Origin of the sequence: Garicola koreensis, assembly GCF_014195445.1 — a bacterium.
Lineage (GTDB): Bacteria > Actinomycetota > Actinomycetes > Actinomycetales > Micrococcaceae > Nesterenkonia > Nesterenkonia koreensis.
On sequence record NZ_JACIBT010000006.1, the window covers coordinates 24,857 to 40,266 of the forward strand.

General features: G+C 65.1%; 14 protein-coding genes. 10 read left to right on the forward strand and 4 right to left on the reverse strand.

The genetic code is table 11. The annotated features are described in order from the left end of the window. Positions 1-2 precede the first annotated feature (2 nt). The gene (locus FHX47_RS08150) at positions 3-395 is read right to left on the reverse strand and encodes a phage holin family protein (protein WP_343064345.1); all 393 of its coding nucleotides are present in this window, start codon (positions 393-395) and stop codon (positions 3-5) included. Positions 396-443: 48 nt separating this feature from the next. On the opposite strand from FHX47_RS08150, the gene FHX47_RS08155 reads away from it, so the two are divergent. From FHX47_RS08155 to FHX47_RS08170, 4 genes are read left to right on the forward strand one after another with little or no spacing between them, the layout of a single operon-like run. After that, positions 444-1,544: a histidinol-phosphate transaminase gene (locus tag FHX47_RS08155; RefSeq protein ID WP_183358448.1), complete on the forward strand. Its 1,101-nt coding sequence runs from the start codon at positions 444-446 to the stop codon at positions 1,542-1,544. Positions 1,545-1,567: 23 nt separating this feature from the next. Further along, complete coding sequence (locus FHX47_RS08160; protein WP_183358449.1) at positions 1,568-2,677, forward strand: thiamine pyrophosphate-dependent enzyme; 1,110 nt, start codon at positions 1,568-1,570, stop codon at positions 2,675-2,677. 44 nt (positions 2,678-2,721) lie between these two features. Then, the gene (locus FHX47_RS08165; protein WP_183358480.1) at positions 2,722-3,702 is read left to right on the forward strand and encodes an alpha-ketoacid dehydrogenase subunit beta; all 981 of its coding nucleotides are present in this window, start codon (positions 2,722-2,724) and stop codon (positions 3,700-3,702) included. Between the two features lie 12 nt (positions 3,703-3,714). After that, positions 3,715-5,229 (forward strand): dihydrolipoamide acetyltransferase family protein, encoded by a 1,515-nt coding sequence (locus tag FHX47_RS08170; protein WP_183358450.1) that lies wholly within the window; start codon positions 3,715-3,717, stop codon positions 5,227-5,229. Between the two features lie 32 nt (positions 5,230-5,261). On the opposite strand, the gene FHX47_RS08175 is transcribed toward FHX47_RS08170, so the two are convergent. Further along, a complete protein-coding gene (locus tag FHX47_RS08175; protein WP_183358451.1) occupies positions 5,262-5,984 on the reverse strand; it encodes a hypothetical protein in 723 nt (240 codons plus the stop codon). A 433-nt stretch (positions 5,985-6,417) separates the two neighbouring features. On the opposite strand from FHX47_RS08175, the gene FHX47_RS08180 reads away from it, so the two are divergent. The 4 genes from FHX47_RS08180 (at position 6,418) to FHX47_RS10975 (ending at position 9,834) form a co-directional block, all read left to right on the forward strand. Beyond that, on the forward strand, positions 6,418-7,263 hold the full coding sequence (locus FHX47_RS08180) for an HpcH/HpaI aldolase/citrate lyase family protein (RefSeq protein WP_183358452.1): 846 nt from the start codon (positions 6,418-6,420) through the stop codon (positions 7,261-7,263). 50 nt (positions 7,264-7,313) lie between these two features. After that, on the forward strand, positions 7,314-8,417 hold the full coding sequence (locus FHX47_RS08185; RefSeq protein ID WP_183358453.1) for an enoyl-CoA hydratase/isomerase family protein: 1,104 nt from the start codon (positions 7,314-7,316) through the stop codon (positions 8,415-8,417). 8 nt (positions 8,418-8,425) lie between these two features. Further along, complete coding sequence (locus FHX47_RS08190) at positions 8,426-8,995, forward strand: DUF1648 domain-containing protein (protein ID WP_183358454.1); 570 nt, start codon at positions 8,426-8,428, stop codon at positions 8,993-8,995. Positions 8,996-9,087: 92 nt separating this feature from the next. Next, positions 9,088-9,834, forward strand: coding sequence for a winged helix-turn-helix transcriptional regulator (locus tag FHX47_RS10975; protein WP_281376223.1), 747 nt, complete (start codon positions 9,088-9,090; stop codon positions 9,832-9,834). Position 9,835: 1 nt separating this feature from the next. On the opposite strand, the gene FHX47_RS08200 is transcribed toward FHX47_RS10975, so the two are convergent. Continuing rightward, the gene (locus FHX47_RS08200) at positions 9,836-10,105 is read right to left on the reverse strand and encodes a hypothetical protein (protein WP_183358455.1); all 270 of its coding nucleotides are present in this window, start codon (positions 10,103-10,105) and stop codon (positions 9,836-9,838) included. Between the two features lie 1,049 nt (positions 10,106-11,154). After that, positions 11,155-12,159, reverse strand: coding sequence for an aldo/keto reductase family protein (locus tag FHX47_RS08205; RefSeq protein WP_183358456.1), 1,005 nt, complete (start codon positions 12,157-12,159; stop codon positions 11,155-11,157). A 141-nt stretch (positions 12,160-12,300) separates the two neighbouring features. On the opposite strand from FHX47_RS08205, the gene FHX47_RS08210 reads away from it, so the two are divergent. Together FHX47_RS08210 and FHX47_RS08215 are read left to right on the forward strand one after the other, a co-directional pair. Further along, positions 12,301-13,236 (forward strand): DUF4031 domain-containing protein, encoded by a 936-nt coding sequence (locus FHX47_RS08210; protein ID WP_183358457.1) that lies wholly within the window; start codon positions 12,301-12,303, stop codon positions 13,234-13,236. A gap of 505 nt (positions 13,237-13,741) precedes the next feature. Then, the gene (locus FHX47_RS08215; RefSeq protein ID WP_183358458.1) at positions 13,742-15,394 is read left to right on the forward strand and encodes a thiamine pyrophosphate-dependent enzyme; all 1,653 of its coding nucleotides are present in this window, start codon (positions 13,742-13,744) and stop codon (positions 15,392-15,394) included. Positions 15,395-15,410 lie beyond the last annotated feature (16 nt).

Here is a 15,410-nt window from a genome sequence, read left to right on the forward strand (position 1 = left end):
ATTCAGTCTCGGGTCACCGGAGAGATGAGAAAACGATTGAGAACAGCAGAGACGATGGAGACCACGACCGCGCCGAGAATCGCGTCGAAGAAGAAATTTTCCACGATCAGAGTGACCGGTGTCCACGACGTCAGCCAGCCGGTGAGCAGCAGCATCAGCGCGTTGATGACGACGGCGAAGAGCCCCAGGGTCAAGCACGTGATCGGCAGCGAGAGGATGTTCACAATCGGTTTGATGGTCACATTGACGATGCCGAAGACCGCTCCGACGAACAGGTAGGCCAGCAACACCGCCCCCGGGTCGTCGCTCCACCCCTCCATGCGGATTCCGGGCACCAGCAGCGCGGCTGCTCCCAGTGCCAGTGCGTTGAGAACGATTGCCAGTAGGATTCTCACACAGACCATCGTCTCACGGGTTGAGGCCCGATTCCCAGTGAGGTTTCTATGACACGTTCGTTCATCACCCCCACCCCGCGGGAAGCCGTCGGCGCCCTGCCGTCCTACGCTGCGGGGAAACCGCCTGTGCCCGCTGAGGGGCTGACCCCCTATAAACTCTCCTCCAATGAGAGCGCGCTGGGCCCGGTCCCCGCCGCCGCGGAGGCCGCGGCAGGTGTGATGACTATGCACCGCTATCCCAACCCCGGCGCCGAAGAGCTGCGCACAGCCCTGGCCGCTCACCTCGATGTTCCCTTCGAGGACATCGTCACCGGCACCGGCAGCCTCGGCGCCCTGTCACAGATCATTGCCGCCTTCGCCGGCACCGATTCCCGCGGCACAGCAGACGAGGTCATCTTCGCCTGGCGATCCTTCGAGGCATACCCCATCGTGGTGCGTACCGCTGGGGCCAAAGACATCATGGTCCCGGTCACTGAGGATGGTCGCCACGACCTGGCGGGAATGGTCGCCTCGGTGACCGAGCGGACCAAAGTCATCCTGCTGTGCACCCCGAACAACCCGACCGGCCCGGCACTGACCCACACGGAGGTGGAGCAGTTCATCGGCAGGATTCCCGACCACGTGGTCGTCGTCATCGATGAGGCATATCACGAGTTTGTGCGCAGCGATGATCCGGTGGATTCCCTGGCGCTGTACCGCCGCTATCCCAACGTGGCAGTGCTGCGAACCTTCTCCAAGGCCCATGGGCTGGCCGCCCTGCGGGTCGGCTACAGCATTGCCCAGCAGTCCATCACCGAGCATCTGCGCAAAACGGCAGTGCCGTTCGGGGTCAGCACCGTAGGTGAAGTGGCAGCAATTGCCTCACTGCAGCACCACGATCAGGTCGATGAGCGAGTGGGCGCCATTGTGGAAGAGCGACAACGAGTTGTCGCAGCCCTGTCAGAAGCCGGGTGGCAGATTCCCCAAGCACAGGGAAACTTCGTCTGGCTGGCGCTGGGGGAGAACGCCCAGGACTTTGCCCATGCCGCCGGGGTGGAGGCACTTGCCGTGCGGGCCTTTTCCGGAGAGGGCGTACGGGTGACGATCAGTGAGCCCGAAGCCAACGACCGTTTCCTGCAGTTGTGCAGAACCTACAGTGGGAGCCGTTGAACGAGGCTGAGACAATGGGCACCATGGAAGACGTGGTACAGCTCTTGGCCGAAGATGGCACGCTGCGAAATCACGAGGTCTACAGCACATATCTGGAGGACCTCGACGACGCCGCACTGCGGGACCTGTATCGGCACATGGCACTGGAGCGACGCTTCGACGCCGAGGCCACCAGCCTGCAGCGTCAGGGTCAGCTGGCGCTCTGGGCCCCGGCCCTGGGGCAGGAGGCTGCCCAGACCGGCACCATTGCCGCGCTGAAGCCCACCGACCGGGTCTTTCCGACCTACCGCGAGCACGCCATGGCGCTGTATCGCGGGATCAGCCCCGAGGAGCTGATCGGCACCTTCCGGGCGGCGCGGCACTCCGGCTGGGACCCGGAGGACTACCACTTCAATACATACTCAGTCGTGCTGGCCGCTCAGACTCTGCACGCGGCCGGGTGGGCGATGGGTATTGCCCAAGATCTGCGGACCGGATCGCTGCCGCCGCAGAAGGCTGAGGACGAGCTGGTCCTCGCCTGCTTCGGCGACGGTGCCTCCAGTCAGGGTGATATCCACGAGTCGATGGTCTTCGCCAGTTCCTATCAGCTGCCGATGCTCTACTTCATCCAGAACAACCACTGGGCCATCTCAGTGCCCAGCTCCACACAGTCGAGGTTCCCGCTGGCAAACCGTGCCTCGGGGTACGGGTTCGAGGGTGTGCGTGTGGACGGCAACGATGTGCTGGCCAGCTACGCCGTCGCCCGGCACTCTGCGCAGCAGATCCGCAGCGGAGAGGGCCCAAAGCTGATCGAATCGGTCACCTACCGCATGGGTGCCCACACCACCGCCGATGATCCCACCAAGTACCGCACCTCGGAGGAGATCGACGCCTGGACCGCTAAGGACCCGGTCGCACGGTACAAGACCTGGCTGCAGAACGAGGGCAAGGCTGATGAGGCCTACTTCGACACGGTGGATCAGGAAGCCACTGAGCTTGCCGCAGACCTGCGCCACACCGTCCACACGATGGAAGGGATCGACATCGATCGGGTCTTCGACACCGTCTACGCTGAACCGCACCGCCAGGTGGAGACCGAAAAAGCCTGGCTGAAGGACTACGAGGCCGGCTTCGCCGAGGAGGAGGGCCAGTGAGCACTGCGGCTGAGACCAGCACGACGACGCCGACCACCCGGGCCATGCCCCTGGCCAAAGCGATCAATGCCGCCCTGCGCGAGGAGCTGAATGCTGATGAGAGGACGCTGCTCATCGGTGAGGACATCGGTGCGCTCGGCGGGGTATTTCGCGTCACCGACGGGCTGCAGGCCGACTTCGGCCCACACCGGGTGATCGACTCCCCGCTGGCGGAGTCCGGGATTATCGGTTCCAGCATCGGCCTGGCCATGCGCGGCTACCGGCCTGTCGCCGAGATCCAGTTCGACGGATTCGTCTTCCCCTCCTTCAACCAGATCACCAGCCAGTTGGCGAAGATCCATAACCGCACTGATGGTGCCGTCTCGGTGCCGGTGACCATCCGCATGCCCTACGGCGGGCGGATCGGCTCCATCGAGCACCACTCCGAGTCCCCGGAGGCGCTCTTCGCCCATACGGCCGGGCTGAGACTCATCACCCCTTCCAACCCGCACGACGCGTACTGGATGATGCGCCAAGCAATCGTCAGCGAAGATCCTGTGATCGTCCTTGAGCCGAAGCGTCGCTACTGGCTCAAAGGGGAGGTGGACACCTCCACTCCGGCGCCGGACGCCTTCACCGCCCAGGTGCTGCGCGAAGGAACAGACGCCACGCTGGCTACCTACGGTCCATTGGTGTCGGTGGCGCTGGCCGCAGCTGAGGTGGCCGCCGGGCAGGGCCGCAGCGTCGAAGTCATCGACGTGCGCTCCATCAGCCCACTGGACGATGAGACCATCGCCCGCTCCGCGGCTAAGACCCAGCGCCTGGTGGTCGCCCACGAAGCCCCGACCTTCGGCGGGTTCGGCGCGGAGATCGCCGCACGCGTGAGCGAACGCGCCTATCACCGGCTGCTGGCCCCGGTGCTGCGGGTGGGCGGATTCCACATGCCGTATCCGCCCTCGTCGCAGGAGCACCGCTACCTGCCGGACATCGACCGTATGCTCGAGGCACTCGACCGCAGCTTCGCCTATCCGAGTCCGCGCGCTTAAGGAGGCCCGACCATGAGCCAAATCTTCAAGCTTCCCGACGTCGGCGAGGGACTGACCGAGGCCGAAATCGTCTCCTGGCGGGTGGCTGTGGGCGACACCGTTGAAGTAAACGACATCATCTGCGAGATCGAAACCGCCAAATCATTGGTCGAGCTGCCGGTGCCCTACGCCGGGACCGTCGACGAACTGGTAGCAGCGGAGGGCCAGACGATCGAGGTCGGGCAGCCGCTGATCCGGATCGCCGGTGCCGATCAGCCTGCCGGTGCCGATCAGCCGGCCGACGACGCAGCCGCGCCGGCGGCAGAAGAGGCACCAGCGCAGACTGAAACTGCACAGACTGAATCAGCCCAGAAGGAAGCCGCGGAGACGGAGCCGACTGAGACGGAGTCGGCCGAGACGGAGCCGGCGAAGCAGCAGTCGCAGTCCAGCGCAGCGGAGAACTCCGAGGAGAATCAGGCGCTGGTCGGCTCCGGCCCCAAAGCAGACTCCGCGAAGCACCGGCGGCGGCTGCGCTCTACTGCCCCGGACCTGGTCGACGTCTCAGATCTGGGCATCGAAGACCATGGGCGGCCGCAGCCTGAGCGTTCGGGCGCAGGCGCAGCAGAGTCTATTGCCCAAGCATCCCCGCCGGTGCGGGCATTGGCCAAGCGACTCGGCGTCGCCGCCGGGGAGCTGGTCGGGTCCGGGCGCGGCGGTCAGGTCACCCGCGACGACGTCGAACGCCGGGCCCGTGAGAAACAGGCACAGCGGGAGGCCGGCAAGAGTCCAGACAGCGGTCCGCCGGCCCCCGAGAGCCGAGCAGCCCAGCCCCAGGAGGCGGGCCTGCTGCGTTCGGGCCCGCGTGAGGAGAACGTCGAGGTCCGTGGAGTCCGCAAGGCGACGGCGCTGAACGTCGCAGACTCTGCCTCCACCGTTCCGCACGTCTCGGTCTTCAAAGAGATCGACGTCACCGCCACGATGACGCTGCGGCAGGTGCTGAAGAATGACCCCGCCTACCAGGACCTGAGCGTGTCGCCGATGCTCTTCGCCGCCAAGGCGATCATGTGGGCGGCCCGCCGCCATCCGCAGGTCAACGCCTCCTGGCACGAGACCCACTACACGCTGCACAACTACGTGAACCTCGGTGTCGCGGCCGCTACCCCCCGCGGGCTGGTGGTGCCGGTGATCCATGATGCCCAGATCTACAACACCCTGGGGCTGGCAGCAGCGCTGACGCAGCTGACTGCTGATGCCAGGGATGGGCGAACCACTGCTGCCGAGATGCAGGGCGGAACAGTGTCCATCACCAATGTGGGCAGCCTCGGCCTGGACACGGGAACACCGATTCTGCCGCCGGGTCAGGCCGCGATCGTCGCCCTGGGCGCGGTGCGGAAGAAACCCTGGGTCGTGCAGGGCCACGTCGTGCCCCGCGATGTGATGGTGGTGGGTGGATCCTTTGACCACCGACTGATCGACGGGGACCTGGCGGGAGCATTCATCAGTGATGTCGCCGCCGTGCTGGAACAGCCGGGGCTGCTGATCGACTGATCAGTTCGCCCCAGAAGGAGACCGCCGATCGGTCAGTCGCGCTGAATCTCGGTGATCTGCAGCGGCTCGTCGTCGCCCAGTCCCCAATGTTCGCTCAGGGTGGAGTCCTCCAGGCGTATTTCGGCGCTGTCGGCGCCGGTGGCGATGCGTGCGGTGGTTTCGATCTGCTTGGCCACCCGCCACGTTTCACAGCCGTCACGGGCGACCGGTTCCCCCTCCAGTGTGACCGTGACCTGGTCGCCCTCCAGCTCGACTGATGCAACGGAGACGCCGTCTGAGATGGCCAGGGGGTTGCCGAATGCGGGTTCGCCGTGGGTGACAGAGTCCAGGGAGAGAAGGTACTCCAGGGCCGCCTGGCCCGGATCATCAGTGACCACCGGCACCGTCTGGACCACCGAGATCGTATCCTGGCACCCGAACGTCGCCGTGCGGGCAACCTCGGTCTGGTGCGGAGGTGGGCCGCTCTGCTGGCCAGCGACGTTGCCGCCCTGGTCCTCGATGATGGAGCCGTCCTCACCGATGGGAGCGAGCTGATTGTGTCCGGCGGGGCTGACCATGCCGATGGGCAGGCGCACGGTGTCGTCGCTGGCGTACTCCGGCTCCGGGATGGGGTTCTGCGGCGCCTGTTCCTGCCCGGCGGCTTCGGCAGCGGATTCGTCGTCCCCCGAGTCGGCCGGGGAGCAGGCTGCGCTCAGCAGCGCGAGGCCGAGGACCAACGTGCCCAGTCGGCGTCGTGTCGGGGGGCAGGAGCGCATGGGTTCAGAATAGGAGGCCAGCAGGTCCCGGCGCTAATCGCCGGTGCCCAGAGGGGACATCCCGGCAGCACTGCGTGGCTTCGTCGGGGAAGGAGCGGCCGGTGGAAGGCGGCCGAATGGCCAGCCTTCCACCGACTCTGAGAAGGGGCCGATGGGTGCTGCACGGAGGGGTGGGATGAAAGTGCACCCGGCCACAATGCTTCTCTCTTGCAGAGGCCCAACAGAGGGAACGGAATCTCTGCTGACTTCTCTGCGGAACCAGGGAACATCCATACGGGTGTCGGTCCGGTTCTGCTGTTCAGATCCGAACGGAACGGGATGTTTCAAATCTGAACAACACTGCCCATAATGTCCTCCAGGTTTCTGTGTGTCAAGGCCGAACCCTTCTCCTGACGAGCCCTCAGAGGGCAGGGGCCTCAGGTAGGCTGGCGCTATGCCTTTCCGCAATCGTCGAGCTGCCGCTCTTCCAGCCAAACTCTCGCGTTCCTGGCTGCTGATCAATGCGGCCAAAGCAGAAGATTTCGGACCCAGTCTGGCCAGTGAGGCCGACTCGGTGATCTTCGACCTGGAGGCATCGGTGCCGGAGGATCAGAAGGAGTCGGCCCGCGAGTCAGTGATGAGCGCACTCAACGGTGGCATGACCGCGTGGGTGAGGATCAGCCCTACCCACAGTCCGCACTGGGAGGACGACGTCGCCGCACTGGCCGCTGCTGACGGGCTTCGGGGGGTGATGCTCGCTGAGACTGAGCGAGCAGACCAGGTCACCTACACGGCGATGCGGCTGCGGGCAGGTACCCCAGTGATGGCGCTCATCGAATCAGCCTTAGGTGTGGAGAACGCCACGCAGATCGCCCTGGCCCCGGGCACGTTCCGGCTTGCCTTCGGCACCAATGACTTCCGCAAGGACGTAGGAGTCTCCGCCCATCCTATGGCGCTGGCCTATGCGCGCTCGCGGCTGGTGATCGCCTCGCGCGTGGGGGGCTTGGCCGGTGCCATCGACGGACCGACCGAGGCCAATGCCGATGCCGAAGCCATCGCCCAGGCCTGCCAAGTGACCGCCGACATGGGCATGACCGGCAAACTTTCGCTGAATCGCGAGCAGGTCGAACTGGTCAATCAGGGGCTCAGTCCCTCAGAGGATGAGCTCAGCTGGGCCCGTGAACTGATCGAGGCGCACGAGCGTGGAGCCTCCATCGGGGACGGCTCCTATCTGCCGCGTCTGGCGCGGGCACAGAAGATCGCATCGCTGGCCGACTCCTATGGATTGTGGAACGCCTAGCGGCGGCCAGGTAGCCTCGATCCCATTGTTGCTGATCAGGAAGGTTCAATATGGGTAGGGAAACGTACACCGGCGACGTCGCATTCGAAGTGCGCGGGCATCTGGGGATCATTACGCTGAACCGGCCCAAAGCACTGAACTCGCTGACGCAGCTGATGGTGGAGTCCATCAGGATCCAGCTGCAGGATTGGGCCGACGACGACGAGGTCGCCCAGGTCCTGATCCGCGGAGCCGGTGACCGCGGACTCTGCGCCGGCGGCGATGTGGCCGGGATCTACTGGGAAATGGTGGAGTATCAGGATCGCGACGGGGGTCCGCTGCTGCCTGATGGCGAGCCGGCCTTCGGCGTCGAGTTCCCGGCCGAGCAGTTCTTCGCCGAGGAGTATGCGATGAACCTGACGATCGCCGAATATCCGAAGCCCTACATCGCGCTGATGGACGGAGTGGTGCTCGGTGGAGGCATCGGCGTCTCTGGTCACGGTTCCCACCGCGTGGTGACAGAGCGCAGTCGGATCGGCATGCCGGAGACCACCATCGGACTCTCGCCCGACGTCGGCGGCACCTACCTGCTGGGGCGTGCACCTGGGGAGCTGGGGGTCCACGCGGGGATCACCGGTATTCACCTCTCTGCCGCGGACGGGATCCACCTCGGGCTGGCAGACACCTACGTCGCCTCGGAGTCGCTGGAGGACCTCACCCAAGCTCTGACCACCCAACCGGTGGACGAGGTGCTGCCCGAGTTCGCCCAGACGTGCGGCCCCTCCGCACTGGCCGAGGCCGACTGGGTGGATCAGGCCTACTCGCACAAAAACTTCACCGATGTCCTCGCCGCACTCGATGAGCTGGCTGAGAGCATCCCAGAGGCCGGTGAGACGGCGACGCTGCTGCGCAGCAAGTCACCCACTATGGTCAAAGTCGCCTTCGACGCTATTCATCGGGCCCGTCACCTGAGCGTGGAGGAGGCTCTGGCCCAGGAGTTCGGCGTGACCATGCACGCTCTGCGCTCCCACGACTTCCGTGAGGGCATCCGCGCTCAGCTCATCGACAAGGACCGCAGCCCGCAGTGGAGGCCGGCGACTCTGCAGGAGGTGGACGAGGACCTGGTGGCCCACTACTTCGCTGACGTTCCCGGCAGAGCGCTGACCCTGCGCTGAGGGTCCTCATGACGGACGACGGCGTCGCCTACAGCTATCAGGAGGCCATGCGCCGCGGGGTCCCGCTGCAGGAGCCGGACGGCACACTCATCTACCCCACCACCCGCAGCCGGCCAAAGCCGACCTTCACCCTGGACCCGCTGGACCGAGCCCTGATGGCGATCAGCGTCGCGGTGCCAGTGATGCTCACTGTCTTCGTCGCAGCCCAGATTCCCATGATGGACCAGCAGGTGCCGGTCCACTTCAGCTGGGACGGTACGGTCAACCGCTACGGATCCCCGTGGGAGGGGTTCTGGACAGCAGCGGGGGTGACCGTAATGATCATCGGCATCGCCGTACTGGCCAAATACCCGCGTGTCTTCAATAACCCGGTGGAGCTCAACAGCAGCAATGTCCAGCAGCAGTACAAGAACGCTGTGCAGATGCTGACCTGGCTGAACCTGGCTATGGCCATCATGGCTGTCGGCATGATGGGGCTCTGGTTCGAACCGCTGTGGTTCCCGCTGGTGTGGGTCGGTCTGGCGCTGATGGGGGTATCAATGGTGTTCTTCATCCGTCGTCTGTTCATGCTGCGCTGAGCCGACTGCCGCTAGGCTGTATATGATCTGGACATCCGCTGGGCCGCTGAGGGCCTGGGTGGAAGACACACCCGTCGAGCGCAGGAGTTTGCATGGATGATGACGCTTTCGCGTCGGTGACTCTGCGCATCTCGTCGCCGGTGCTGATCTTGGCCGGGCCTTCGCCCGCCATCAACGAGCTCACGCAACGGCTGCGCAGCTTGGACGTGAAAGTTCTCCAGGCACCCAGTGCCATGGCGGCCCAGCAGTTGGTGGAGGAGGAGAACCCTCACCTGCTGGTGTGCGATGCACGGTTGGCCCGTCGCATCCCCGACCTCGACGCGGCCCTGGAGAGCATCCGCAATGCCCACGAGGAGACCGCCGTGCTGGCCTGGTTCGACGCCGACGCGCCTGATGAGGAAGTCCTGGGGTTCTGCCGTCCGATCGACGATCATATGGCTGGCAGCATCGCCGTGGACGAATCACTGCGTCGTCTGCACTTCCTCAGCGGAAGGCTCCCCGAGCGCAGGGAGGGTCAGCGGCTGGTGGTCGGGGACCTGGAACTGGACACCAACACCCGTACTGTGACGCGTGCGGGGGTGGATATCGATCTCTCCGACACAGAGTTCCGGCTGCTGCGCCTGCTGATGCGACATGCTCGTACGGTGCTGCCAAAGTCTCAGATTCTGCAGGAGGTGTGGGAGTACGACTTCGCCGGACAGGCGAACATCGTTGAGCTCTACATCAGCTATGTGCGCAAAAAGATCGACGCCGGCCAGCCACGCATGATCCATACGGTGCGCGGTGCCGGTTACGTGCTGCGGCCCGCCGTGGCGTCGAAACGTTCAGAGCCGAACTGACCTAGGGTCCTGAGCTGCGCTGCGGCTGTCGGCGGGACAGTGCCAGGGCCGTGATGCCCAAAACGATCGCAGAAGCAGCAAGCGAACCGGACCACGCCACCTGCTCCGGGCCCGTCTGGGCTAATAAGCCCTCGTCATCTTCGGGCTCGTCCTCATCAGTGCCGTCACCAGCGCGGTCATCGGTGCCATCGGAAGCATCAGCGGTGGGCTCCGGGACGATGTTCAGCGACCCAGGATGGGGCATGCCGGGCACGGGCAGGTGGGGGAACATGGATGGGGACGGTTCTACGGAAGAGTCCCCCGGTGCGCCGGGAGGTGGCGGCATGACCTCCGGGGCCTCGCCCGAACCCTCGTCAGGGTTCTGGGGGTCAGGGGCCGGCTCGTCCGTTGCCGACGTGGTAGTGGGGGCGGGCGTCGGAGTTGCAGAAGGTGGCGGTGTGGTCGCCGATTCTGAGGCATCCGGAGAGGTGCTCGGATCTGACGCGGGGTCTTCAGCGTCGCCATCGCCGTTCTCCGGGCCCTGCTCGGCCCCGTTGGTCGGATCTGGGGTGGGCTGCCCGTTGTCACTACCACCAACGGTGATAGTGACTTCCTGCACTCCGACGAGATCACCATCTCTGGGGTGGGTGGCTTGAACGGTTAGGACGACCTGCGGGTTGTGTTGGATGTTCTGGGCTGCTACGAATGTGAGCGCATTATTGTCGAGTGAAATACGAGTTGCATAATCAGACTGGCGAGAACCCTCACTCAGAGTCAGCACAGCGTCACTGGGCGTGACGGCGCAGTCGACCGTCAATGTGCCACCGGGAGACACCATTGACGTGGTTTCGCAGGTAATTTCGGGCCGCTGGATGTTTTCTTCATCGTCACTTGAGTCTTCGCCGTTGCTCTCGCTGTCTTGCCCATTATCTTGCCCATTCGTAGGCTCGGATGGCTCCGGTTCAGGTGAGCCTGTGGGGGGTGGAGTCGGGTCGGGATCTCCAGTGGAACCCCCAGTGGGGTCCCCGGTCTGCGTGGGATCGCCGGTCGGCGTTGGTGAGGGAGTCGGCGTGGGCGACCCAGTGCTCGATTCGTCGTCGTTGATTTCGTCGTCGCCCTCTTCCTCGCCCGACTCCTCGAGGGTGGTCTGGGTTGCCGGGTCGGTGGGCTCGCCAGTGGGCGTTTCGGTGGCCGAGTGGGCTGCGGGGGCAGCGCTCAGCGCCAGCCCGACCACGAGGGCCAGGGCAGCCCACGTTGCTATGGTCCGCTCACCCGTTCCTGAAACCACGCAGATATTCTAGGGCATGGCAACTCTGAACCACTGCAACGCGGCGGCGCGGCTCAGGTCAGACGAGTCGAGGGAGACTTGGTCAGCTGCGGATCGTTCTGCGCCAAGTGGCCGATGATGGAGTCGATGGCCTGCCGAGCCTCCTGGTCCAGAGTGACCCCGGCGGCAGCGACGTTGGATGCGATCTGCTCCGGACGGGAGGCCCCGACCAGAGCTGAGGCGACGTTTTCGTTCTGCAGCACCCAGGCGATGGCCAGCTGGGCCAAGGTCAGATCATGATCGTCCGCGATGGGTTTCAGCTGCTGGACCGCGGCCAGGATCTCATCGGTGAGGTACTTTTCAATGGTCCGCGCGCCCCCTGCCTCATCGGTGGCTCGGGAGCCCTCTGGGAAGGCCTCACCCGGCAGATACTTGCCGGTCAGCACGCCCTGGGCGATGGGCGACCAGACAATCTGGCTGATGCCCAGCTCTTCAGAGGCGGGGATGACCTCGGGCTCGATGATGCGCCAGAGCATGTTGTACTGCGGCTGATTGGAGATCAGCTGAATCCCCAGGTCCTTGGCCAGAGCATGGCCGGCGCGCAGCTGCTCGGCGTTCCACTCGGAGACACCGATGTAGAGCGCCTTGCCGGAGCGCACCACGTCGGCGAACGCCTGCATGGTCTCTTCCAGCGGGGTCTCAAAGTCGTAGCGGTGCGCCTGGTAGAGATCCACATACTCGGTGCCCAGCCGCTTCAACGAGCCGTTGATGGACTCCATAATGTGCTTGCGGCTCAGCCCTGTGTCGTTGGGGCCCTTGGGGCCGGTGGGCATGTAAACCTTGGTGAAGATCTCCAGGGATTCGCGGCGCTGCCCCTCCAGCGCGTCGCCGAGAACCTGCTCGGCCACCGTGTTGGCGTAGACATCGGCGGTGTCGAAGGTGGTGATGCCAGCATCCAGTGCGGCGTGGACGCACTTGGTGGCGACGTCGTTCTCAACCTGTGAACCGTGCGTCAGCCAGTTCCCGTAGGTGATCTCTGAAACCTTCAGGCCGCTGTTTCCCAAGTATCGAAAATCCATGGGGCCACACTACCGCGACCGGCGGTGAGCTGACCAAGAGACATAGACTGGGCCCATGCTGACCCTGGTGAGTCCCGCGCCGTCATTGTTGCTGGTCGACGCCGCGCCCCAGCTGCGTCGAGGGGAGACGTGGGCCCACAGGTGAGCCTCTACATTGATCCCCCGGTATGGCCGGCGCACGGCACCGTCTTCTCCCACCTGGTCTCCGACGCCTCGTTGGAGGAGCTGCACACCTTCGCCCAGCAGGCCGGCATCAGCGGCCGCGCCTTCGACCGCGACCACTACGACGTCCCGGAGCACCGCTACCGGGACCTGGTTCAGCGCGGAGCCGCCCCGATCAGCGGCGGGCAGCTGGCGCGCATTCTGGCCGCATCCGGGATGCGGGTCACCACTCGGGAACGCCCGGAGAAGGTCCGGAAGAACCTGTTCGCCGCCTGGCAACGGTTGGGCGCCGCTGCCCCGGCAGCCGAGACGGCCGGTTGGGCTGAGACCGGGCAGCGCCTGCTGGACCGATGGGAGGAACCCCACCGCAGCTACCACGCACCCCACCACCTGGCGGCCGTGCTGCGCGGGGTGGGCATCGTCGAGCGAGCCGGGGAGCTGCCCGCCGACCTGCGGCTCTCGGTGCGCCTGGCAGGCTGGTACCACGACGCTGTCTACGCCGGAGAGGCCGGCCGGGACGAGGAGGCATCAGCCCAGCTGGCCCAACAGGATCTCGACGCGGTGATTCCGGGACACATGGTCGAGGAGGTGGGGCGGCTGATCCGCCTCACTGCCTCGCATCTGCCGGAGAACGACGACGCCGCAGGAGCTGCCCTGGTGGACGCGGACCTGGAGATCCTCGGCCGTGACCCTGCGGTGTACCGTCGCTATGTGGCCCAGGTGCGCGCCGACTACAGCCACGTCAGCGACGCCGATTTCGCCCATGGTCGGGCCCAGGTGCTGCAGCGGCTGCTCAGCGTTCCCAGCCTGTTCCACACCCGGACCGGCTATGCCCGCTGGGAGGCCGCCGCACGCCGGAACGTAGAAGGTGAGCTGGTGCAGCTGCAGAGCGGGGAGAGGCCTTGGCGGCCGTGATGAGCTCCCAAGTGCTCCTGGAACCTAAGTGCCGCGCTCGCCCTCGCTGGTCAATGCTCGTCCGGCCCGAAGAGGAATGACTTCACCTTTGACCGCCGCGGTGATCTGGCCAGCAGTTATCCTGCTGATCTTCGGTCCGTTGGCGGTCCGGCAGTTCACGAGCCTCAGCCGGTAGGCATACTTAGGCCATGCCAGCTTATTGGGGTCCTATGCACGCATCCGTGGGACTTTGCGTGTCGCCTCGTGTGTCCACTATGTGGACAGCTGCTTGCTCCGCAGAGTGGAACCGCCGGACCTGCTAGGTTGGTCGGCGGTAGGAAACCCAAGAGCGACAGCCTTACCAGACCAACCTGATGCGTAGGGTCGACTCTGCTCAAAGGCGAGCCGGGCGAGCACCTGCGGGCGGTACTCGACTGTACTGCCCAGCGCGTCCCAGACTGAGGTCTGCCGAAAGAGTGGTCCACGGATGGGGCCTGCCCCGAGCAAAAGCAACTGAGGAGCGTTCATGACCGAGCCAGCCGCGCAGCCGAAGAAGTCTGCTGGGCACATCATCGTCGACACGTTGGTCTCCCACGGGGTCAAGCGAGTGTATTCGGTGCCGGGGGAGTCCTACTTGGACGTGCTGGATGGTCTGCACGGCTCATCGATTGAGAATGTGGTGTGCCGCCATGAGGGTGGGGCGACCTATATGGCTGAGGCGGACGGCAAGCTGAACTCTGTCCCTGGTGTGGCGATGGTGACGCGTGGGCCCGGGGCTGCCAATGCCCACGTCGGGCTGCACACCGCGTGGCAGGACTCCACTCCGATGGTGCTGTTCGTGGGGCTCATTCCCTTCGAGCACCGAGGCCGTGAGGCGTTCCAAGAGTTCGATCCGCAGGCATGGTTCGGCACCGGTGCCAAGCGTGTCATGGTTCTCGACCACCCGGAGCGTGCCTCGGAATTCGTGGCGGAGGCCATGTTCGCTGCGAATGCGGGCCGCCCGGGCCCAGTGGTGGTGGGGCTGCCGGAGGACATCATCACCATGGAGATCGAGGATGAGGTGCATCCGCGGATCCCGGTGGCCGGCGGCGGTATGACGGTGACGGACTGGAAGGCCCTGCACGCGGCGCTGCGGGAATCTGAGAAGCCGCTGTTCATCACCGGCGGCAATGATTGGTCCCACCAGGCGGCGGCGCAGCTGACCACATGGTTGGAGGAGCACCATATTGCTGCTGCCGCGGAATGGCGCACTCAGGGCACGGTGCCCTTCGATTCGCCCTCCTATGTGGGGCCGATCGGATACGGGCGGCCCAAACCCACCCATGATCTGCTGGAGGAGACCGACCTGATCGTCTTCGTGGGCACCGTCCCCGGCGACGTCGTCACCGATGGGTTTACGATTCGCCAGAACTGGGAGCGGAATAACTTCATCGTCACCATCGATCCCTCCCTGCGCGGTCGGTCCGGGCCGGTCACCCACCAGATTGTGGCCAAGCCGGATGTGTTTGTGCGCGACCTGATTCGGATTGAGCTTGAGGCAAAGGACTCCTGGAAGATGTGGACGCGGAAGATGCGTGCCCAGCAGGAGGAGTTCGCGGCCCTGCCGCCGTTGGAGCCGCTGGATGGCCCGGCCACGATGGACTCGATGATGGCCCATCTGGTGACCTCGCTGCCGCACGATTCAATGGTGACCTTCGGCGCCGGTGAGCACACCAACTGGGTGCACCGCTATTTCCCGACTCAGTCCTACGCGTCGATGATCTCAGCACGCAACGGTTCCATGGGCTACTCGGTGCCCTCTGCGGTCGCCGCCTCTTTGAAGTACCCCGAACGCCGTGTCGTCACCATCGCCGGTGACGGTGAGTTCCTGATGAACGGCCAGGAGCTGGCCACGGCCGTGCAGTACGGTGCGACCCCGCTGGTGATTGTGATGGACAACCAGGAGTACGGCACCATCCGCACCCACCAGGAGCGCGACTATCCGGACCGGGTCTCCGGGACACAGCTGAAGAACCCCGACTTCGCCGTGATGGCCCAGGCCTTCGGCGGTTTCGGTGTGCAGGTGACTGAGGACGAAGAGATCCCAGCCGCGCTTCAGGCGGCGCTGAAGGCCATCGATGAGGATGGCACCTTCGCCCTGATCCACCTGGTGGTCCAGCAGCGTGAGAAGGCCTACTGACAGCTGAGACTCACCA